The 19,714-nt window shown below is 67.2% G+C and carries 19 protein-coding genes and 6 pseudogenes; 15 read left to right on the forward strand and 10 right to left on the reverse strand.

The window, feature by feature from the left end; genetic code table 11:
- Positions 1-53 precede the first annotated feature (53 nt).
- Positions 54-305, forward strand: a complete 252-nt coding sequence (locus ACHMXE_RS08755) for an SDR family NAD(P)-dependent oxidoreductase (protein WP_395345690.1) — start codon at positions 54-56, stop codon at positions 303-305.
- 56 nt (positions 306-361) lie between these two features.
- Here ACHMXE_RS08755 and ACHMXE_RS08760 read toward each other — a convergent pair whose 3' ends face one another.
- Positions 362-652: a hypothetical protein gene (locus ACHMXE_RS08760; protein WP_395345693.1), complete on the reverse strand. Its 291-nt coding sequence runs from the start codon at positions 650-652 to the stop codon at positions 362-364.
- A gap of 28 nt (positions 653-680) precedes the next feature.
- On the opposite strand from ACHMXE_RS08760, the gene ACHMXE_RS08765 reads away from it, so the two are divergent.
- From ACHMXE_RS08765 to ACHMXE_RS08775, 3 genes and pseudogenes are all read left to right on the forward strand, one after another.
- Positions 681-1,130, forward strand: coding sequence for a hypothetical protein (locus ACHMXE_RS08765; RefSeq protein WP_395345696.1), 450 nt, complete (start codon positions 681-683; stop codon positions 1,128-1,130).
- A gap of 143 nt (positions 1,131-1,273) precedes the next feature.
- Positions 1,274-2,616 (forward strand): annotated as a pseudogene (gene gdhA, locus ACHMXE_RS08770) (NADP-specific glutamate dehydrogenase).
- 67 nt (positions 2,617-2,683) lie between these two features.
- Positions 2,684-2,971 (forward strand): type II toxin-antitoxin system Phd/YefM family antitoxin, encoded by a 288-nt coding sequence (locus tag ACHMXE_RS08775; RefSeq protein WP_395345699.1) that lies wholly within the window; start codon positions 2,684-2,686, stop codon positions 2,969-2,971.
- A 52-nt stretch (positions 2,972-3,023) separates the two neighbouring features.
- On the opposite strand, the gene ACHMXE_RS08780 is transcribed toward ACHMXE_RS08775, so the two are convergent.
- The 5 genes and pseudogenes from ACHMXE_RS08780 to ACHMXE_RS08800 all read right to left on the reverse strand — a co-directional run bounded on the left by ACHMXE_RS08780 (position 3,024) and on the right by ACHMXE_RS08800 (position 6,899).
- Entirely contained in the window at positions 3,024-3,179 is a 156-nt protein-coding gene (locus tag ACHMXE_RS08780) for a hypothetical protein (protein WP_395345702.1), read from the reverse strand.
- The gene (locus tag ACHMXE_RS08785) at positions 3,180-3,344 is read right to left on the reverse strand and encodes a hypothetical protein (protein WP_395345704.1); all 165 of its coding nucleotides are present in this window, start codon (positions 3,342-3,344) and stop codon (positions 3,180-3,182) included.
- On the reverse strand, positions 3,341-3,598 hold the full coding sequence (locus tag ACHMXE_RS08790; protein ID WP_395345706.1) for a hypothetical protein: 258 nt from the start codon (positions 3,596-3,598) through the stop codon (positions 3,341-3,343). The genes ACHMXE_RS08785 and ACHMXE_RS08790 overlap by 4 nt, the downstream gene beginning before the upstream one ends.
- 236 nt (positions 3,599-3,834) lie before the next feature.
- A pseudogene (locus tag ACHMXE_RS08795) lies at positions 3,835-4,796 on the reverse strand (Bug family tripartite tricarboxylate transporter substrate binding protein).
- Between the two features lie 27 nt (positions 4,797-4,823).
- A complete protein-coding gene (locus tag ACHMXE_RS08800; protein ID WP_209545664.1) occupies positions 4,824-6,899 on the reverse strand; it encodes a metallophosphoesterase in 2,076 nt (691 codons plus the stop codon).
- A gap of 100 nt (positions 6,900-6,999) precedes the next feature.
- On the opposite strand from ACHMXE_RS08800, the gene ACHMXE_RS08805 reads away from it, so the two are divergent.
- Positions 7,000-7,839 (forward strand): IclR family transcriptional regulator, encoded by an 840-nt coding sequence (locus ACHMXE_RS08805; protein WP_395345708.1) that lies wholly within the window; start codon positions 7,000-7,002, stop codon positions 7,837-7,839.
- Between the two features lie 93 nt (positions 7,840-7,932).
- Here the strand turns inward: ACHMXE_RS08805 and ACHMXE_RS08810 are convergent, their stop codons facing one another.
- Positions 7,933-8,841, reverse strand: a complete 909-nt coding sequence (locus tag ACHMXE_RS08810; RefSeq protein WP_209545660.1) for a LysR family transcriptional regulator — start codon at positions 8,839-8,841, stop codon at positions 7,933-7,935.
- A gap of 99 nt (positions 8,842-8,940) precedes the next feature.
- Here ACHMXE_RS08810 and ACHMXE_RS08815 point away from each other — a divergent pair.
- A pseudogene (locus tag ACHMXE_RS08815) lies at positions 8,941-10,108 on the forward strand (mandelate racemase/muconate lactonizing enzyme family protein).
- 118 nt (positions 10,109-10,226) lie between these two features.
- Complete coding sequence (locus tag ACHMXE_RS08820; RefSeq protein ID WP_203207837.1) at positions 10,227-10,559, forward strand: hypothetical protein; 333 nt, start codon at positions 10,227-10,229, stop codon at positions 10,557-10,559.
- A gap of 9 nt (positions 10,560-10,568) precedes the next feature.
- Here the strand turns inward: ACHMXE_RS08820 and ACHMXE_RS08825 are convergent, their stop codons facing one another.
- Positions 10,569-11,483, reverse strand: a complete 915-nt coding sequence (locus ACHMXE_RS08825) for a LysR substrate-binding domain-containing protein (protein ID WP_395345710.1) — start codon at positions 11,481-11,483, stop codon at positions 10,569-10,571.
- Positions 11,484-11,597: 114 nt separating this feature from the next.
- Here ACHMXE_RS08825 and ACHMXE_RS08830 point away from each other — a divergent pair, with 114 nt between their 5' ends.
- From ACHMXE_RS08830 to ACHMXE_RS08865, 8 genes and pseudogenes are all read left to right on the forward strand, one after another.
- Positions 11,598-12,404, forward strand: coding sequence for a hydroxypyruvate isomerase family protein (locus tag ACHMXE_RS08830; RefSeq protein WP_395345712.1), 807 nt, complete (start codon positions 11,598-11,600; stop codon positions 12,402-12,404).
- Between the two features lie 159 nt (positions 12,405-12,563).
- A pseudogene (locus ACHMXE_RS08835) lies at positions 12,564-12,704 on the forward strand (Rieske 2Fe-2S domain-containing protein); the annotation flags it as partial.
- A 4-nt stretch (positions 12,705-12,708) separates the two neighbouring features.
- On the forward strand, positions 12,709-13,779 hold the full coding sequence (locus ACHMXE_RS08840; RefSeq protein ID WP_395345714.1) for a ring-hydroxylating oxygenase subunit alpha: 1,071 nt from the start codon (positions 12,709-12,711) through the stop codon (positions 13,777-13,779).
- A gap of 211 nt (positions 13,780-13,990) precedes the next feature.
- A pseudogene (locus ACHMXE_RS08845) lies at positions 13,991-14,814 on the forward strand (tripartite tricarboxylate transporter substrate binding protein).
- A gap of 57 nt (positions 14,815-14,871) precedes the next feature.
- A pseudogene (locus ACHMXE_RS08850) lies at positions 14,872-15,721 on the forward strand (fumarylacetoacetate hydrolase family protein).
- On the forward strand, positions 15,718-15,933 hold the full coding sequence (locus ACHMXE_RS08855) for a hypothetical protein (RefSeq protein WP_395345716.1): 216 nt from the start codon (positions 15,718-15,720) through the stop codon (positions 15,931-15,933). Before ACHMXE_RS08850 ends, ACHMXE_RS08855 begins: the two are co-directional and overlap by 4 nt.
- A 378-nt stretch (positions 15,934-16,311) precedes the next feature.
- Positions 16,312-16,674 (forward strand): 2Fe-2S iron-sulfur cluster-binding protein, encoded by a 363-nt coding sequence (locus ACHMXE_RS08860; RefSeq protein ID WP_395345718.1) that lies wholly within the window; start codon positions 16,312-16,314, stop codon positions 16,672-16,674.
- A gap of 83 nt (positions 16,675-16,757) precedes the next feature.
- On the forward strand, positions 16,758-17,762 hold the full coding sequence (locus tag ACHMXE_RS08865) for a LacI family DNA-binding transcriptional regulator (RefSeq protein ID WP_203207831.1): 1,005 nt from the start codon (positions 16,758-16,760) through the stop codon (positions 17,760-17,762).
- On the opposite strand, the gene ACHMXE_RS08870 is transcribed toward ACHMXE_RS08865, so the two are convergent.
- Positions 17,737-18,759 carry a tripartite tricarboxylate transporter substrate binding protein gene (locus tag ACHMXE_RS08870; protein ID WP_395345720.1) on the reverse strand — a complete coding sequence of 341 codons (1,023 nt, stop codon included), beginning with the start codon at positions 18,757-18,759 and terminating at the stop codon, positions 17,737-17,739. The two genes, ACHMXE_RS08865 and ACHMXE_RS08870, sit on opposite strands and share 26 nt — an antisense overlap.
- Entirely contained in the window at positions 18,756-19,655 is a 900-nt protein-coding gene (locus tag ACHMXE_RS08875; RefSeq protein WP_395345722.1) for a TauD/TfdA dioxygenase family protein, read from the reverse strand. Before ACHMXE_RS08875 ends, ACHMXE_RS08870 begins: the two co-directional genes overlap by 4 nt.
- Positions 19,656-19,714 lie beyond the last annotated feature (59 nt).

Below are 19,714 nucleotides of genomic sequence, written 5' to 3' on the forward strand. Positions count from 1 at the left end.
CATCCCCCGGCGGCGGCACCGCGCTGTATTCGGCTGCCAAGGGCGCGGTCGAGGTGCTGACCAAGGGCTTCGCGATGGAGCTCGGCGCGCGCAACATCCGCGTCAACGCGGTGGCGCCCGCCATCACGCGCACCGACATGACCTCGGGCATCCCCGCCGATCACCTGCGCGAGGAGACCGCGCTCACGCCGCTGGGCCGGCTGGCCGAGCCCGAGGACATCGCCGACGTGGTGGCGTTCCTCGCGTCGAACGATGCGCGCTGGGTGACGGGGCGCACGGTGCTGACGGACGGCGGGCGGATCTAGGTCAGCCCGGGGAGGTTGCGAGCGTCAGCGCCGATACCGCGCGCTACCTGCGCCGGTCAAAGCGATTCGCCGTTGACGCTGTGCGCTTCGATCACCCACCCGCTGTCCGTGGCGAGCGGAGAGGCCGCGCCTTGCGCTTGCACCTGATCGCCGGGCTTCAGCTGCAAGCGCTCCATTCCTTGCGGACGGAGGTGAACGAAATCGCCGCTGTCCAGGACGACGCCATTGGCGGCGCCATGCCTGGCGAAGTTCAGGCGCACGACCTTGCCGCGCACCTGCGTCGGTCGTGCCGCCGCTTCGGTCGCGCGACCGTCGACGGCCGCCAGTCGCTCGAAGTGGTAGACCACGTGTTCGCCGTCGCCCTTCGGCGATGGTTTGATCGCGGCCTTCGACGACCAGCGCCTGGTCGCGACGAAGGCCCAGCAACAGGGCGACGCTGGCGCAGTCGTGGGGATCGACCACGAACTGCGTGGCGATGCCTTCGGTGTCGATCAACAGCCCTTCGATGCCGCCTTCGGGGCTGTAAAGCAGGTGCTGGAAGCGGCCCTCCACGGACCAGATGTCGTCGTGCTCGGCGGGATGATGGTGTGGCATTTGGAGGTTCTCGGAAGCTTTGCGGTGGTGGGAAGTTGCGGCATGCGCTGCCGCCTTTTCGTCGTAGCGCGCAACATGCCAGCACCGGAATCCTTTGAAATCAACGACTTGCGATCGCCGCCGCGGCGACGTCCGGATGATTCGGGGACAGCGGGCGTCTGCTTCCCGGACACCTCGTCGTTCGAGACTGTGGATTGGCCACCGCGTGACGCCACCGGACACATCAGCTGACGGCGAAACTCGTTTTCAATCTAAGTTGGTGCAGATTCGAACCTTATCCCTACAAGTTTCATTACTTTGGTGCATAACCTTGAGCCATTCGTGCATGACAATGCACGATTTTGGTCAGAACGCACCTTTTTGGAGATAGAGGAATGAAGCACGCCAGCGCCCAAGACTTCCTGGCCCATGTGGCTCAGCGCAATCCCGGGCAGCCCGAATACCTGCAGGCCGTGACCGAGGTCATCCAGAGCCTGTGGCCCTTCATCGCACAGCATCCGCGCTACCAGGCGCAGGCGCTGCTGGAACGGCTGGTGGAGCCCGAGCGCGTGATCACCTTCCGTGTCTGCTGGACCGACGACCACGGCGACGTGCAGGTCAACCGCGGTTATCGCATCCAGCACAGTCTGGCCATCGGCCCGTACAAGGGCGGCCTGCGTTTCCATCCGTCGGTGAACCTGTCGATCCTGAAGTTCCTGGCCTTCGAGCAGACCTTCAAGAACGCGCTGACCACGCTGCCGATGGGCGGCGGCAAGGGCGGCTCCGACTTCGACCCCAAGGGCCGCAGCCAGGGCGAGGTCATGCGCTTCTGCCAGGCCTTCGCCACCGAGCTGTTCCGCCACGTGGGCGCCTACACCGACGTGCCCGCGGGCGACATCGGCGTGGGCGGCCGCGAGGTGGGCTACCTCACCGGCATGGTCAAGAAGCTCACCAACCGCGCCGACTGCGTGTTCACCGGCAAGGGCCTCTCGTTCGGCGGCTCGCTGATCCGACCCGAGGCCACGGGCTACGGCAACGTCTATTTCGCGCAGGAGATGCTGCAGACGCGCGGGCGCAGCTTCGAGGGCCTGCGCGTGTCGGTCTCGGGCGCGGGCAACGTCGCCCAGTACACGATCGAGAAGGCCACGGCGCTCGGGGCGAAGGTGGTTACGGTGTCCGACTCCAGCGGCACGGTGGTCGACGAGTCGGGCTTCACCGCCGAGAAGCTCGCGGTGCTGATGGACGTGAAGAACCATCACTACGGCCGCGTGAGCGACTACGCCGAGCGCGTCGGCGCGAAGTTCGTCGCCGATGCCACGCCGTGGCACGTGCCGGTGGATGTGGCGCTGCCCAGTGCGACCCAGAACGAGCTCGACGTCGAGGATGCGAAGACGCTGGTGAAGAACGGCGTGGTCTGCGTGGCCGAGGGCGCGAACATGCCGTCCACCATCGAGGCGGTCAAGGTGTTCGAGGCGGCCGACGTGCTGTATGCGCCGGGCAAGGCCAGCAATGCCGGCGGCGTCGCCACCTCGGGCCTGGAGATGAGCCAGAACGCCGCGCGCCTGTCATGGCCGCGCGAGGAGGTCGACGCGCGCCTGCTGCAGATCATGCGCAGCATCCACGAGGCCTGCCTGGCCCACGGGCGTCGCGAGGCTGGCCGCGTGAGCTATGTCGACGGGGCGAACGTGGCGGCTTCGTCAAGGTGGCGGATGCGATGCTGGCGCAGGGTGTGGTTTGAGTTGAAGGGTTGAGGGACTTCATCCAGTTCAGAATCGATCCTTCATGTTCACGGAAGGACCACTCCGATGAAGTTCTCGACCCGAGTCAAACCCATCAGCTATCTCAAGGACCACGCGACGGATCTCGTCAAGGAGATCTTGGAGAGCCGCGAAGCGCTGCTGATCACTCAAGACGGAGAAGGGAAGCTCGTGGTGATGGATGTCCGCAGCCATGAGGAACGCGAAAAGACGATCGCGTTGCTGAAGCTCCTGGCATTGGGACATCGCGAGATCGAGCAAGGGCGGTTTCGCGATGCCGACGAAGTGTTCGCTGATCTGGCTGGAGACAACCAAGGACAAGGCCTCCTTTCGTGAGCCCTCGAAGTTTGGCCGTGCTTGTCGATCGGAACGCCGCGCCGTTGGACTATCAAGTCTTCAAAGCACCAGCGAACCTGTAGCTGCCGAGCACCAGCCCCGACGGCGTCGTCTTGCTGCCCACCAGCTCGAAGGCGCGCGCCGGCAAACCCTGCGCGAAAAGGCGCTTGCCGGTGCCCAGCAGCACCGGATAGACGATCAGCATCATCTAGTCGACCAGCCCGTGCTCGAGCAGCGCCGATGTCAGCGTCGAGCTGCCCCAGAGCACGAGGTCCGGGCCGGCGCTCGACTTGAGGCGGCCGACGCTCTCGGCGATGTCCGGCCCGAGGCCTTCGGACGGGCCCCAGGCCAGGCTGTCGGGGCGATGCGTCACGACGTACTGGTCGCCGCATTCAGGCCGTCCGCCATCGGCCCGCCCGGTGCCTTGGGCCAGTAGTCCGACCACAGGTCGTAGGTGCGGCGGCCCAGCAGCAGGTCGAAGCGTTCGCCGTGCGCGGCGAGGACCTCGTCGCGGCCTTCGGGCGTGCGGTAAGGCGCGGTCCAGTCGCCGTGCGGGAAGCCGTCCTCGCTGGAGGACTGGATCACGCCGTCGAGCGATACGTGTTCCATGATCTTGAGCTTTCTCATGCGGGTCTCCGTTCTGTGTGTTGGAGGTTCGGATCTGCCGTGTCGCCTTGGATTCGCGCGTGTTGTGGATGGTAGGTCACTCCGGCGGGCTGGTACCGATGCCTCCCGTGGCGCCGCGAGCGCGCATCGTTGGGGGCTGTACCTGCGAGACGAAAACAGGGGAAGTCGTCCTCACCATGGCGAGTGCGAGGGAGCTCGGCGGCCAAATCGATCCGGTATCGACGCCGTCGCATCCGTCACTGCGAGGCAGTGACGCCGGTGTCCTTGACGATCTGCTCGTACTTCTTCATCTCGGTGTCGATGAATGAACGAAACGCGCCGCCCTGCATGGGTGTCGGGGTCAGCCCCTGGTCTTCGAGGCCTTTCACCATGGCCGGGTCCGCCAACTCCTGCATCACATCCGCTGCGATGGAGTTCGCGATTGCGGAGGGCATCGCCTTCGGGCCGAACACGCCGAACCAGTTGGTGAGCTGAAGATTCGGCATGCCCAGTTCGGTGGTGGTCGGTACATCCGGCAGCAGCTTTCTCTTGCCGGCCCCGCGACCGCCAAGGGCTTGAGCCTGCCTGCACGGATTTGCTGCAGCAACGGTGGCGTCGTCGCCCAGAACAGATCGATCTGCCCGCCGATCAGGTCGGCGACGGCAAGCCCCGTTCCTCGATAGGGCACGTGGGTGAGCTGCATGCCGGTCTGGCGTGCAAGCAGTTCGCCGGCGATGTGCTGTTGGCCACCGGTCCCCGGCGATCCGTACGAGATCGACTGGCCGCTCCCCTTGCGCGCAATCAGTTCCTTCATGCTGCCGATCGGCGATTTGGGGCCGGCGGCGAGCACGAGGGGAGCCGAGGCGATCAGCGCGATGGGCGTAAGGTCCGTGATGGGGTCGTAGCGCATGTTCTTGAACACGAGCTTGTTCATTGAGACCTCGGGCGTGTAGCCCAGCAGCAAGGTGTAGCCATCGGGCTTCGCGCGCGAGACGGCCTCCGCGCCGATCATGCCGCTCGCACCGGTCCTGTTTTCCACCACCACCTGCTGACCCCATCTGGCGCTCAGCCGGGCGCCCAGCAGCCGCGCGATGATGTCTGTCGAACCCCCTGGCGCGTAGGCCACAACCAACTTGACAGGGTTGTCGGGGAATGCAGCCGTGGAAGCCGCAGAAAGCGTTGCGACGAACACGCCGCAGACAAGAGACTTGATGGACATGGCAGCGCTCCGGGCAGGATGGACGAACTAGGACAGGCGGATCAGGAGGACTTGCGTTTCCTTCGGCAGGTCGCGGTCCGATAGGCGGGCGCGCAACGCGGCGACGGGTTCCTGGCCGGTAAAGGTGGTGCCTTCGACCAGGTCGTATGCCACCTTCGGCGCATGGGCATCGAGGTACTCTGCCGCGGCCCGCGCGTCTTCGCACAGCAGGACGTAGCGGTCAGGGCCGGCGCTGAACTGCAGCGAGCCCGGGCGGGCTGTTGCCGCATCCGTCAGCGCGAAGGATTCGAAATCCGAGAACAATGCCGCGAGCATCGCGAAGGCCTGCGCGGCAGGGCGCGGATTGAAGCGCCTGTCGATGAACGCGTGGCGCGGAAAGTAGCCTCGGTCCACGTCCATGAAGGTGTCGAAGACATAGCGGATGGACGGCGAAAGCTTCGAGAGAATCATCGATTGCGCCACCTTTGCCACATTGCCACGGTCGTCGGTGCGCGCGATCGCCAAGCTCGTTCCAGACAGCTTGAGCGATACCAGCACCTGACATCGCGTGCGCTCGACGAACCGGTTCAAGGCACGGACGTTCGCGGCAAGATCCTGCTCGGCCTCGAGCCGCACGGTGATGCCGTCGAACTCCCCGGCCGAGCGACCCGCTGCCAGCCGCTCGGCATGCGCGTCGAGTTCGTCGAGCGAAAAGCCGGCGTGGACGAAATGACTGAAGTGCTTGCCGTCGTAGTGCGAGCCGTCGTAGGTCAGGATCTTGGACAGATAGAGCTTTCGTCCGGTGGCCTCGCGAAATGCGCGCCACTCGTCCTTGCGGCGCGAGAAGTTGTCGAGCGTGATGTTGACTTCGAATGCGTCGACGCCGCAGCCTTCGACGTCGGCTTCGGCCAGCGCATCGGTTTTCGGGAGCTTCAACGTGGAAACGATGTAGCGGTGGCCCAGCTTCGCCATGAGCCGCATGCGTTCCCGCGATTCCGGCTCCGCCAGGTCGAGATCCGGCACCTTTGCCAGGCGTGCGCCCATCTCCCAAAGCGCGAGCAGGGGATAGTCATTGCGCGCCCATTTGCGGCCGAACTCCTGCACCCCGCCGGTGGCCGTGATCTGCATCGACTCGGCCCATGGATGTCGCAGCTCGACGCCCACGCCATCGAAGGTCGAAGTCTTTGGATGTGCCAGGTAGCGCATGGGCATCCGTGCGGCGGGTGCGCCGAGGGCCGACTGCCGGCCCATGGTGCGGACCGAGTAAGCCACGTGGCCCGTCTCGAAGACATCGACGACAAAGTAGCCGAACTTTTCCACATCGCCCCGGCCGAACTCGTAACCCGGCGACACCTTGTAGAACTCGGTGAAATCGTGCCGCAGGAATGCGGTCGAGGGCAGCATGTAGAACTCGGCGTTACCGGTCCTGTCGTACCAGAAGTTGTGGACGTGCCCGGCGAACACGCCTTCGACATGCGGCCGCTTCATCTGCGCCAACAGCCAGCTCCGGGCCGGTTCGTCCACGTTGTCGTAGTTGCCGCGTTCGTCCTCCTTGTAGATGAACGGGGGGTAGTGCATGAACAGGAACACCCGCTTGTCGTCCGCACCATCCATCTGCGCCTCGAACCACTGCTTCTGCGCCTGCTCCTGAGGCAGGCCCGAATTGAGCAACAGCGAGTTCAAGAAGACGAAGCGAAGGTTCTCGCGGTCGAAGGCGTGGTAGTCGGCTCCGAAGGCGCCACGGTAGATGTCGAGGTAGTCGCCGCACACCTGGTCAGCGGGCATCCAGTCGACGCGCTTGTCGCCAACGTCGTGATTGCCCGGTACCAGATGCAAGGGCACCTTGAGGGGGGAGGCGATGGCCTTGAATTGCGCGACCGCATCGCCGAACGTCGGCAGCGAGGGCACGGGATGGACGATGTCGCCCAAGTGAACGACGAAGGCTGGTGCCGGCGACATGGCAGCGATGTCCTGAAACACGTGGCGCGCGCGCTCGTTGGCCAGCTGATTCGTGTGATACGGAGAGCTGGAAGCGTCGTCGCGTTCGTTCACATGGGTATCCGCAACGACGGCGAAGGAGAACAGCAGCGAGCCGTGGTCCTTGAGCGCTGGCCGTGTGATCATTTTTCCTGCCTTTCGTTTGAATTCCACATAGTTGAACGATATGTGTTATAAGACCATTTAATGGAACGAAATTATGAAAACGTGTCGATAAAATGTCAACATGGCATCTCAACAACCCGCCAAGCGGGATCTCCCTGGTCCGGAATTCCTCGGCGACGAAGCGTCGGCCAACCATCCGCAGTTCGCGTCTACGCTGGCTTCGGGGTTGGCGGTGCTTGGCTGCTTTGCGGGTGGGGCGCTGACCCTCGGCAACAAGGACATCGCTGACAAGTTGGGACTGACGCGCCCCACCGTCTCGCGGCTCGCCTTCACGCTCATGGGGTTGGGGTATCTGCGAAAGGACTTGCAGACAGGCAAGTACTCGCTCGGGCCTGCGGTGCTGTCGCTGGGCTATCCGCTGCTGTCGCAGTTGATGATCCGGCGGGTGGCCGCGCCCGAGATGCTGGAGCTCGCGCGCTATGTGCGGGGTCCTGTGTCTGTGGGGACACGGGATCGACTACAGGTCGTCTACGTCGAAACGGTTCAAGGGTTGGACACCAACTCGACCCGTCCCGATATCGGCTCCACGCGTCCGATCTTGCGCACGGCGATGGGCAGGGCGCTGCTCTTCGCGCTTGATCCGCAAGAACGCGCCTTGGTTCTGAAGCGGCTCGAGGAATCGCAGCCTGAAGACTGGACTGCGTTCTCGCAAGCAGCGGCGCAGGCCCAGGAGCAAATCGCCGCGCGAGACTTCTGCGTGGTGTCGGGCGACTGGCAACCCACGCTCGCTGCGGTGGGAGTCCCGATGCGCATGCCCGTCAATGGAATGGCACTGGCCTTCAACCTGACCGTGCCGTCCTACTCCACGGATATCGACCAGCTCGAAAGGAGCTTGGGCCCCCGCCTGGTGGATCTGGTCCGCAGCGTCGAGTTCAAGCTCGGATCGCTCGAGGCGCGGTAGCCCGCTTGTCCGGTTGCGAGCCGTCAGAAACGCTACGAACTCCGAAGAGGAATTCCCGGAGCCATGCTCCCATGGCGATGGGTCCGGTGAATGTCAGGGTCGAGCGTGGCGATGCGCCGCCTTCCAGAACGCCTCGACCGCCTTGCCCATCAGCTCGCGCCCGCGGTACAGCCGCACCTGCAGCGGCACGACCCATTCCTCGCCACCGGCCGGCACCAGCGTGCCCGCCGCGATGTCCTCGTCGACCAAGGTCCTCGGCAGCCACGCAATCCCCCGCCCATCGAGCGCCATGGTCCGCAGCACCGAGGCCAGGTGCGCGGTGAACACCACCTTCGGTGCCAGCGCATCGAGCCTGCGACCCAGCACGGCCTGCGCGATCCGTCCCAGTCCCGATTCCTGGCTGTAGGCGAGCAGCGGCACGGGCGTGGCGGGGCTCTTGCCCAGCACGTGCCGCGCGCGGCCCCTGGCACCGGGCGCGCTGACCGGCACCAGCGCATCGGCACCGACCTGCGTCGACAGCGCTCCCGAGTGATCGAGCGAGTTCGCGGCCTCGGGATGCGCATGGCTCAACACGAACTGCACCTTGCCTTGCGACAGCAGCAGCTCGCAGCGCGGCAGCAGGTCCGACATGAGCTGCACCGGGCCCAGCGCCACGCGCGACTCGAGCGTGCGCAGCCAGCGCGGCAGGAAGGTGAACGAGAGCGCATGCGTGGCGGCGAGCCGCAGGGTCGCGGCATCGGCTTCGTTGACGGCGCGCGCATCGGCCGGAATGCGGTCGACGCGCGCGCGCAGTTCGCGCGCGACCGTGCCGAACCATTCGCCCGCGGGCGTGAGCGTGGCGGGCTGGCCGCTGCGGTCGAACAGCTCGGTGCCCAGCCATTCCTCGAGCGCGCGCACGCGGCGGCTGAAGGCCGGCTGGGTCAGGTGGCGCTCCTCGGCCGCGCGCGAGAAGTTGCCCGTTTCGGCCAGCACCAGGAAGTCGTCGAGCCAGAGGAAATTCATGGCGGTGCTTTCAAGGCATCGAAGTCTAGAAAAAGGGCATTGGCCGGATCGGCGCCGCGCGGCCACCATCGGGTCTTCCTCAGCTCCTGGAGACCTCCCGTGAAGATCGTCGAGATCCGCGAACAGACCCTTCCGATCAGTTCGCCCATCCGCAATGCGTACATCGACTTTAGCAAGATGACCCTGAGCCTCGTGGCGGTGATCACCGACGTGGTCCGCGACGGCAAGCCGGTGGTCGGCTACGGCTTCAATTCGAACGGCCGCTACGGCCAGGGCACGCTGATGCGCGAGCGCTTCATTCCGCGCATCCTCGAAGCCGAGCCCGACACGCTGCTCGACGCGAGCGGCCGCAACCTCGATCCGCACAAGGTGTGGGACACGATGTTCAAGAACGAGAAGCCCGGCGGCCACGGCGAGCGTTCGGTGGCCATCGGCACCATCGACATGGCGGTGTGGGACGCGGTGGCGAAGATCGAGGGCAAGCCCCTGTTCCAGCTGCTGGCCGAGCGCTACGGCAACGGCACGCCGAAGCCGAAGGTCTTCGTCTACGCGGCCGGCGGCTACTACTACCCGGGCCAGGACCACGGCAAGCTCAAGGACGAGATGCGCAGCTACATCGACCGCGGCTACACGGTGGTCAAGAAGAAGATCGGCGGCGACTCGCTCGACGAGGACCTGCGCCGCATCGACTCGATCTTGAGCGTGCTGCAGGACGGCCAGAAGCTCTGCGTGGATGCGAACGGCCGCTTCGACCTCGACACGGCGATCGCCTATGCCAAGGCGCTGTCGCAGTACGACCTCTTCTGGTACGAGGAAGCCGGCGATCCGCTCGACTTCGAACTGCAGGCCACGCTGCGCAACTACTACGCCAACCCGATGGCCACGGGCGAGAACCTGTTCTCGATGCAGGACGCGCGCAACCTGATCCGTCATGGCGGCATGCGGCCCGACCGCGACTGGCTGCAGTTCGACTGCGCGCTCAGCTACGGCCTGGTCGAGTACCTGCGCACGCTCGACATGCTCGAGCAGCACGGCTGGTCGGCGAGCCGCTGCATCCCGCATGGCGGCCACCAGATGTCGCTCAACATCGCGGCCGGTCTGGGGCTCGGCGGCAACGAGTCCTGCCCCCGACCTGTTCCAGCCCTTCGGCGGCTTCCCCGATGGCGTGAAGGTGGAGAACGGCCATGTCACGCTGCCGCCGCTGCCGGGCATCGGCTTCGAGGGCAAGGCCGACCTGTACGCGCGGATGCGGGCGCTGTCCGATTGAGTGTCGGACCGAGGGGGCGATCGAGCGCGCGGCCCGTGCGTCCGCTATATTCCGCCGGCCCCATCGCGGCCGGCGGGAGCGCAAGCCGTTGCGTCTCGCAACCCCTCAGGAGATCGAAGTGCATCCAAAGTTTTGCGGCCTCGTGGCCATCGTCGTGGCGTTGTCGGGCTGCAGCCTGTGGCCGAAGTCCGGTTCGTCCAAGGATGCGCCGAAGGCCGCGGCACCGAGCGAGACCTACCACTCGGACCGGCCCAAGTCCTTCACCAACACCGCGGGCGTGTCGGTGCCCGAGAACCTGATGCTGCTGTGCCAGTACCGCGTGGGCAAGACGCTGGCCGAACAGGACGAGAAGAACCGGCAGTCGACCACGCCGCAGCGGCTCGAGTACGGCACGGGCGCGAGCGCGCCTCTGAAAGCTTGTTTGTCGGCCTACGGTTATTTGGAGCGCTGAGCGCGGGTCTCATCCCGCGCCAGGGCGCAGTTCGGCCGGTGTATCCGGCAGCTCGCCGACCAGGAAGTCCCTGAAGCTTTCGGCCGCCGGCGACAGTGCGCGGGCACGCGCGCAGAACAGCGACAGGTGGCGGTCCACCGTTGGTGAAGTCAGCGGCCGCGACACCAGGCCGAAGGATTCGAGCATCGGCAGCACGCGGCTGGGCTGGGCCGTGATGCCGAAGCCGCCGCGCACCATGCCGAGCGCGGTGGTGATGAACGACACCTCGTGCGCCGGATGCAGCGCCAGCGCATCCGAGTGCTTGAACAGATCGGCCTGCAGCCGGTTCGTGAAGTCGGGCGTGAGGCTCACGAACGGATGCTGCAGCGCTTGCGCCCAGCTCACTCGGGTGCGCGCGGCCAGCGGATGGTCGCCCGGGCACACCAGCCGGATGCGATCGCGCATCAGGCTCTGCTGCAGCAGTTCGGGCGGCGTCGGGCGCTGCGGCGCAATGCCCAAGTCGGCCTCGCCACTCACGACTCGCGCGGTGGCCTGCTGGTTCAGCGAATCGAGCACGTAGACCGCGATCGCCGGATACCGGCGGCGGTAGCGATGGATCATCTCGGGCAGCGTCGTCGCCGCAAAGAGCGGCGTGCAGGCGATACGCACCGTGCCGCGCTTCTTCTGCTCCAGGTCCTGCGTGCTCTCGAGCGCGCGCGAGAGATCGTCGAGCACCTGCCGCGCGAGCGGATAGAACTCGCTGCCCGCCAGCGCGAGGGCGGTCGACCGCGTCGTGCGGTCGAACAGTCGCACCCCCACGTTGCGTTCGAGATCGCGGATCAGCAGGCTCAGCGCCGAGGGCGTGAGATGGAGCCGGCGCGCCGCCGCGGCAAAGCTGCCGGCGTCGGCGATGGCGACGAAGGCGCGCAACTGGCGCAGGGACACGTTTCCGATATTCATAAGACAAGCTCAACAGGGCCTAAAAAAGTCTAGCTTGTCTTAGCAATACCCGCTACCTACGATGCCCTTCATCCGAGACAAACACGAAGCGATTCCACGATGCTGCGATTCGATCCCAACCTGCGGTGGCTGTTCACCGAATACCCGATGCTCGAGCGCTACGAGGCGGCCGCCAGGGCCGGCTTCCGCGGCGTCGAGGTGGCCTTTCCCTACGAACACCCGGCACGCGAGATCGCGGCCCGGCTCGAGGCCAACGGGCTTGCACTAGTGCAGATCCTCTCGCCCTTCGACTGGGACGCCGGCGAGCGCGGCTATGCGGCGCTGCCGGGACTCGAGGCGCGCTTCCGGCAGAGCATCCACACCGCGATCGACTATGCGACGCAGGTGGGCGGTCCGATGATCCACGTGATGCCCGGCAACATCGGGCCGGACATGGACCGCGCCCGCTGCATGGACCTGTTCCAGGAGAACATCGCCTGGGCCGCCGACCAGGCTCGCGCCAGCGGGCTCACGCTGATCCTCGAGCCCTGCTGCCGCGCGCGCTTTCCCGACTTTCTGTACCACCGCATCGAGGAGGGCATGGCGGTGGTCGAGGCGCTGGGCCGTGGCAACGTGAAGCTGTGCTTCGACACCTTCCACATCCAGACGGAGCAAGGTGCCATCGCCGAACGCCTGAAGGCCGCATGGCCTCACATCGGGCACATCCAGGTCGGCAGCGTGCCGGGCCGCAACGAACCGGGCACCGGCGAGATCCGTTTCCCCTACCTGTTCGAACTGATCGAGCAGATGGGGTGGGAGGGATGGATCGGCTGCGAGTACGCGCCTTCGGGCCACACGCTCGACACGCTGCAATGGGCCGCCGATCACGGCATCCGCGATCCGCGCACGGCAGCGGCCGCGCACTGAACAACACCACCCACGAGGAGACGACCGCGATGCTCAGCGCCGCCGACAACGACATGCTCACCCGCACCGGGGCCCAGACACCGATGGGCCAGCTTCTTCCGCCGCTTCTGGCAGCCCGTGGCGCTGTCGCGCGAACTGCCGGAGCGCGACGGCGCGCCGATGCGCGTGAACATCATGGGCGAGAGGCTGGTGGCCTTTCGCAACAGCGAGGGCGTGGTCGGACTGGTCGACGCGCGCTGCCCGCACCGCGGCGCGGACCTGTACTTCGGACGCAACGAGAACTGCGCGATCCGCTGCGTGTTCCATGGCTGGCAGTTCGACCTGCAGGGGCGCCCGGTGGAGTTGCCCAACGTGCCGCCCGGCGCCGAGCTACCACCAGACGCTGCGGCTCAAGGCCTACCCGACGCGCGAGCACGGCGGTGTGGTCTGGGCCTACATGGGACCCGACCCCTGGGAGCGCGAATTGCCCGAGCTGCCGCAGCTCGAGTTCGCGGCGTTGCCGGAGTCGCACCGCTACGTCACCAAGAAGCTGCAGGAATGCAATTGGGCGCAATCGATCGAGGGCGCGCTCGACACCTCGCACTTCTCGTTCCTGCACATGCCGGCACCGGGCGTGCCCTCGAACGCGAACCCCGATGCGCCGGCCGACGAGAAGCGCCTGCGCTGGATCCGCGAGGACCCGCTGCCGCTGTTCTCGATCCTCGAGCACGAGGTCGGCTTCGTCGTGGGCGGCGCGCGGCGCGCCGACGATGGCGTGCGCTACTGGCGCAGCGCGCAGTTCGCGCTGCCCTCGCACAGCACCACCCCCTCCACGCTGCCCGGCGAGACCCACTTCGGCTACACCTGGGTGCCGATCGACGACGAGAACTGCTGGATCTACACCTATGCGTGGAACCCGGATCGTCCGCTCGGCGAGGAGGAGGTCGCGAAGTTCAAGGAAGGCCACGGCGTGATCGCGGAGGTGGATGCGGACTTCATCCCGATCCGCAACCGCTCCAACGAATACCTGATCGATCGCGTCCACCAGAAGCACATCAGCTTCACCGGCGTGCGCGGCGTGGCCGAGCAGGACGCGATGATCCAGGACAGTCAGGGCCGCATCGCGGATCGCACGCAGGAACATCTGTCGGCCTCCGATGCCGCCGTGGTGCGCTTTCGCCGCACCGTGCTCACGGGCGCGAAGGCACTGGCGCGCGGAATCGAGCCCGAGGCTCCGCTGCGGCACGAGGCCTACCGACTGCGCTCGGGAAGCTGGTTCGCTTCCGAGGGCGTGTCCTTCGAGCAGGTGATGCTCGAGCGCTTCGGCGACACCGTCGGCCGCATCGCGGCGACGCCGGGCGCACCGAGCGCCGAAGAGGCCACCAGCGCTCGCTAGCTTTTTCCGCTTCCCCGTTCCCGACAAGAAATCCTGGAGACAAGACACGATGAACCCGATGAAGAAGTTCCGCTGGCCCGCCGCGCTGGCGCTCGCGTCCTGTGCGCTGGTCGGTGCCGCCACCGTCCATGCGAGCACCTACCCGTCCAAACCCATCAAGCTGATCATTCCCTACGCAGTCGGCGGCTCGACCGACCAGACGGGGCGGCTCATGGCCAAGTCGCTGTCCGAACGGCTCGGGCAGGCCGTGGTGGTCGAGAACCGCGCGGGCGCCGGCGGCACCCTGGGCCAGGACTTCGTGGCGAAGGCATCGGCCGACGGCTACACGCTGCTGTTCAGCGCCGCGGGTCCGCTCACGGTGACGCCGCACACCTATGCGAAGCTGAGCTACGACCCGGTCAAGTCCTTCGAGCCGATCGCGCTGGTGGCCACGCAACCGCTGCTGCTGGCCGTGAAGCCGGGCCTCAAGGCCGACAGCGTGGCCGAGTTGATCGCGCAGGCCAAGGTCAACCCCGGCAAGCTGTCGTACGGATCCTTCGGCAACGGCAGTGCCGCGCACCTGGCCGGGGAGTACTTCAAGACGCTGACCGGCGTGGACATGGTGCACGTTCCCTACAAGGGCAGCGGGCCCGCGCTGGTCGACCTGGTGGCGGGCAGATCGACCTGATGTTCGACGTCTTCAGCACCTCGGCGCCGCTGGTCAAGGCCGGCAAGCTGCGCGCGCTCGCGATCACCTCCACCGAGCGCTCGCCGCAGTTCCCGCAGGTGCCGACCATGCAGCAGGCCGGCGTCGCGGGCTTCGAGGCCGGCACCTGGTTCGGGCTGCTGGCGCCGGCCGGCACGCCGCGGCCCGTCATCGACAAGCTCTCGGCCGCGGTCAACGCGGCGCTCGGCGAGAAGGAGCTGCAGGAGACGCTGGCCTCGCAGGGCGCGAGCGTGCGCGGCGGCACGCCCGAGCAGTTCAGGAGCTACTTCCTTGCCGAGTACGACAAGTGGGGGCGCATCGTGAAGTCGGCCGGCGTCACGGCCGACTGAGCGCGACCCTTCTTCCGTTTTTCTTCCACCCGCCCCTCGTCGGGGCCGCTTTCCGTCATGAAACTTCTGAGCTATTCCCACCAGGGACGGGCGCGCTGGGGCGCGCTCGTCGATGAACGCATCGTCGACCTGCAGGCCGCGTCGCAGGGGCGCTGCCCCACGCTGCGCAGCGCGCTTGCCCAACTGGACCTGCCCGCGATCGAGGCCTTGGCCCGGAGTGCCGTCCCGGGCGTCGCGCTCGGCGAGGTGACGCTGCTGCCGGTCGTGCCCGACGCGCCGCGCATCTTCTGCATCGGCCTCAACTACGAGGAGCACCGCGTCGAGGCGCGACGCGAGAAGACCGGCCAGCCGACCGTGTTCCTGCGCGTGGCGTCCTCCCAGGTCGGCCACGGCCAGCCGATCGTGCTGCCGCGCGAATCCACCTGTCTCGACTACGAGGGCGAGATCGCGATCGTCATCGGCCGCGGCGGCCGGCGCATCCGCGAGCAGGATGCCTGGGCGCACGTGGCCGGCTATGCGCCCTACAACGATGCCTCGGTGCGCGACTGGCAGGCTCACACCACGCAGTGGACGCCGGGGCAAGAACTTTCCCGCCACGGGCGGCTTCGGGCCCTGGATGGTCACGCGCGGCGAGATCGCCGATGGCCAGGAACTGGGTCTGGCCACGCGGCTCAACGGCGAGGTGGTGCAGCAGGCGACGACCGCGCAGCTGATCTTCCCGATGCCCACCCTGATCGCCTACATCTCGACCTTCACCGCGCTCGAGCCGGGCGACGTGATCGTGACCGGCACGCCCGGCGGCGTGGGCTTCAAGCGCCAGCCGCCGCTGTACCTGCGCGCGGGCGACGTGGTGGAGATCGAAGTGGAGGGCGTGGGCATCCTGTCGAACGCCGTGCAAGCCGAATGACCGACACGAGGCCGATCGAGGCGCGCATCGCCGTGCGCGCGAGCGTGGCGCCCGACATCTGCGCCCTCGAGATCGAGGCGCGCGACGGCACGCCGCTGCCGGCTTTCGATGCCGGGCACACATCGACGTGCATGTCGATGGCTTCGTGCGGCAGTACTCGCTGCTCGGCGCACCGTGCGCAGCGCCCGCGCGCTATCGCATCGCGGTGCTGAAGACCGCCGCCTCGCGCGGCGGCTCCGAAGCGGTGCACGCCCGGCTGCACGCGGGCAGCGCGCTGCGAATCTCGGTACCGAGGAACCTGTTCCCGCTGCAACCGCAAAGCCCATGGTCGCTGCTGGTCGCGGGCGGCATCGGCATCACGCCGCTGCTGAGCATGGCGGCGGCGCTGCATGCGGCCGGCTCGCCATTCGAACTGCACTACTGCGCGCGCTCGCGCGGCGCCATGGCCTTCGTCGACGAGCTGCTGCGCTCGCCGTTCGCGCACGCAGTGCACTTGCATCCGGACGACGAGGCGGCTTTCGATGCCGGCGCGGGTACTGGTCGGCCGGCCCGGCGACGCGCGGCTCTATGTCTGCGGCCCGCAGGGCTTCATGGACCATGTGCTGTGCAACGCGAAGGCCGCAGGCTGGGACGAGCGCAGGTTGCACCACGAGTCCTTCCAACCGGTGACGGCGGCGCAAGGCGATCGCGGCTTCGAGCTGGTCGCGGCGCGCAGCGGCAGGCGCATCGCCGTCGCGGCCGGCGAGACGGCGCTGCAGGCGCTGCGGCGCGAAGGCATTGAGATCGCATCGTCCTGCGAGCAAGGGGTCTGCGGAAGCTGCCTCACACCGGTGCTCGAGGGCCGGGTCGAGCACCGCGATGCCTTTCTCACGGCGCAGGAACAGGCGCTGCACGACCAGTTCCTGCCGTGCTGTTCGCGCGCGTTCGGCGAGGCGTTGACGCTCGATCTCTGAGGCCGTTGCGGGGGCCGGCTTCAGGGGCGGCGCGTCGGCACGCCATCCTAGAATCGCCGCATGGCATCTCCAGCGGCTTCTTCATGATCGGTTCCGGCGGCAAGCCCACCAGCAGGGACGTCGCGCGGCTCGCGGGGGTGTCGCAGGCGACGGTGTCGCGCGTGCTGCAGAACTCGCCGCTGGTGCAGCCGGCCACGCGCCAGGCGGTGCTCGATGCGATCGCGCAATCGGGCTATGCGCCCAACGCGGCCGCGCGCTGGATGCGCACCAAGCGCACCGGCATCATCGCGCTGGTGGTCGCCAACCTCGCGGTCAATCCGCTCTATCCGGCGATGCTGCAGCTGCTCTCGGCCGCGCTGCGCAAGCGCGGCCTCTCGGCCTCGGTCTACGAGGAAGAGGACTTCAGCGACGCGACCATGCGCGTGATGGTCGAGAGCGGCGTGGACGGCGTCATCACCACCACGGCCACCGAGGCCTCGCTGCCGCTCCTGGAACGCATCGCGCAGAAGGTGCCGCTGGTGCTGCTGCACCGCACCGTGGGCTCCGATGCCTTCGACCAGTTCTCGAGCGACAACCGCGCGAGCGGTGCCTCGACCGCGGGCTTCTTCGTGGACCACGGGCGCACGCGGATCGGCCTGATCTCGGGCCACGACCTGCCGAGCACCTTGCGCGAGCGCGAGCAGGGCTTCGTCGAGGAGCTCGCGCGGCGCGGCGTGGCGCTGAGCCCGGGCGCGGTCGCGCGGGTGCCGAAGTTCTCCTATGCCGCGGGGCAGGAGGCTGCGCGCGCGATCCTGCAGGCGGGCCGCGTCGATGCGATCTTCGGCGTCAACGACATCGTGGCGATCGGCGCGCTCGACGGCGTGCGCTCGCAGGGGCTCGCAGTGCCGCGCGATGTCTGGGTGGTGGGCCACGACGACGTGCCGATGGCCGCCTGGGACAGCATCGCGCTCACGACGGTCTCGCAATCGCGCGAGGCGATGGTGGAAGCCGCCGTCGCGCGGCTGTGCGCGCGGCTCGACAACCAGCAGATGGAGCCGGCGCGCGTGGTGCTGCCGCACGCGTTCATCGTGCGGGGCACGGCCGGCTGATCGACGCCTCGCGGCTCAGTCCAACGTGATGTTGTTTCTCGTGGGCCACCTTGCCCCACTTCGCGACCTCGTTCTTCAGGTAGCTCGCGAACTCCTCGGGCGTCGAGCCGACGATGTCGGCACCCATCGAGGTGAGCTTGGCGGCCGTCTCCGGCTGCTTGAGGATCTTCACGATCTCGGTGTTGAGCCGCGCGACGATCTCGGGCGGCAGGTTGGCCGGACCCATCACGCCGCCCCACGAGTTGGCCTCGAAGTTCGGGATGCCGCCTTCGGCCACCGTGGGGACGGAGCCCAGCGCCGACGAGCGCTTGGCACCGGTCACCGCGATCGGCTTGAGCAGGCCGCTCTTGATCTGCGACATGCCGCCGATCACGGTCGGGAAGATCACGCTCACGTTGCCGGCGATGGTGTCCTGCAGGCCGGGCGCATCGCCCTTGTAGGGCACGTGGACCATCTTGAAGCCCGCCATCGACTTCATCATCTCGCCCGCGAGATGGTTGGCCGAACCGTTGCCGGCCGAGGCATAGGTCAGCTTGTCGGGATGGGCCTTGGCATAGGCGATCAGCTCCTTCATCGAGTTCACCGGCATCGACGGCTGCACCAGCACCACCAGCGGCACCACCGAGGTCAGCGTGATCGGCGTGAAGTCCTTGATCGCGTCGTAGGGCAGCTTGCGGTAGACGGCCGGGTTGATCGCGTTGGGTCCGAGGTTGGCCATCAGGATGGTGTAGCCGTCGGGCGCCGACTTGGCGACGTACTCGAGCGCGATCAGGCCGTTGGCGCCGGGCCGGTTCTCGACCACGAAGGCCTGGCCCAGCGCCTCGGTGAGCTTCACGCTGAGCAGGCGCGCGGTCACGTCGGAGGCGCCGCCGGGCGGGTAGGGCACGACGAAGCGCACGGGCTGCTTGGCCGGCCAGGCCTGGGCCAGCGCGGCGGCCGAGAACGCGAGCGAGGCCACGCACAGGCCCGCGGCGCGCAATAGCGAACGCGCCTTCATGCGGCCACCGTCGCGGTCGAGGTCGAGGTAGCGGGCAGCGGGAGGTCCAGCGTCGTGGTGCGCCGCAGCTCGCGCCGGTACTTCTTGTCGTCGAAGGGCCGCGCGCGGTGCATGGTGGTGCGGTTGTCCCAGATCACGAAGTCGTGCACCCGCCATTCGTGGCGGTAGATGAATTGCTGTTGCGTCGCGTGCTCGCTGAGGTCGCGCAGGATCAGCCGGCCCTCGGGCACGGCCATGTCGACGATGTGCGAGGCATGCGAGGCGAGGTAGAGCGAGCGCCGCCCGGTGCGCGGCAGGGTGCGCGCCAGCGGATGCACCGCGCCCTTGAGCCGCTGCTTCTCTTCCTCGGAGAACTCGAAGCCCATGATCTGGCGCGAGTAGGCGATCGAATGGAAGACCTGCAGCCCTTCGATGGCGGCCTTCGTCGCGTCGTCGAGCGCGTCGTAGGCGGCGCGCATGTCGGCGAACTCGGTGTCGGCCCGCACCGGCGGCACCACGCGCGCCGACAGCATCGAGTAGCGGCCGGGCGGGTTCTCGAACGAGGCGTCGGTGTGCCACAGCCGGTTGCTGATGGTGCTCATGCGCAGCCGGTGGTCGGCCGGCAGGATCTGGCCGTCGGCGCCGACGTTGGAGATGTCGGTCAGGGCCTCGTTGCCGAAGCGGTTCTTCGCGAGCACCGCGACCGAGGTCTTGCTGTGCAAGGTGCCGTCGAAGCGCTCGGCGAAGGCGAGCTGCTCCTCGTTCTCGAGCGGCTGGTCGCGAAAGACCAGCACCGCGTGCTCGTCCATGCCGGCGCGCAGCTGCGCGAGCGTGTCGGGGTCGGTCAGGGTGCGCAGGCTGATGCCAGTCACCTCGGCGCCCAGCATCGAAGGGAGTTTCTGGATGTTCAGTGTCATGGTGGAGTCGTCTTTGGGTACGTATTCATGAATACGTAGTCATTTTTGGCCGCATGGCC

It is taken from the genome of Variovorax sp. UC122_21 (assembly GCF_044056785.1).
Classification (GTDB): Bacteria; Pseudomonadota; Gammaproteobacteria; order Burkholderiales; family Burkholderiaceae_C; genus Variovorax.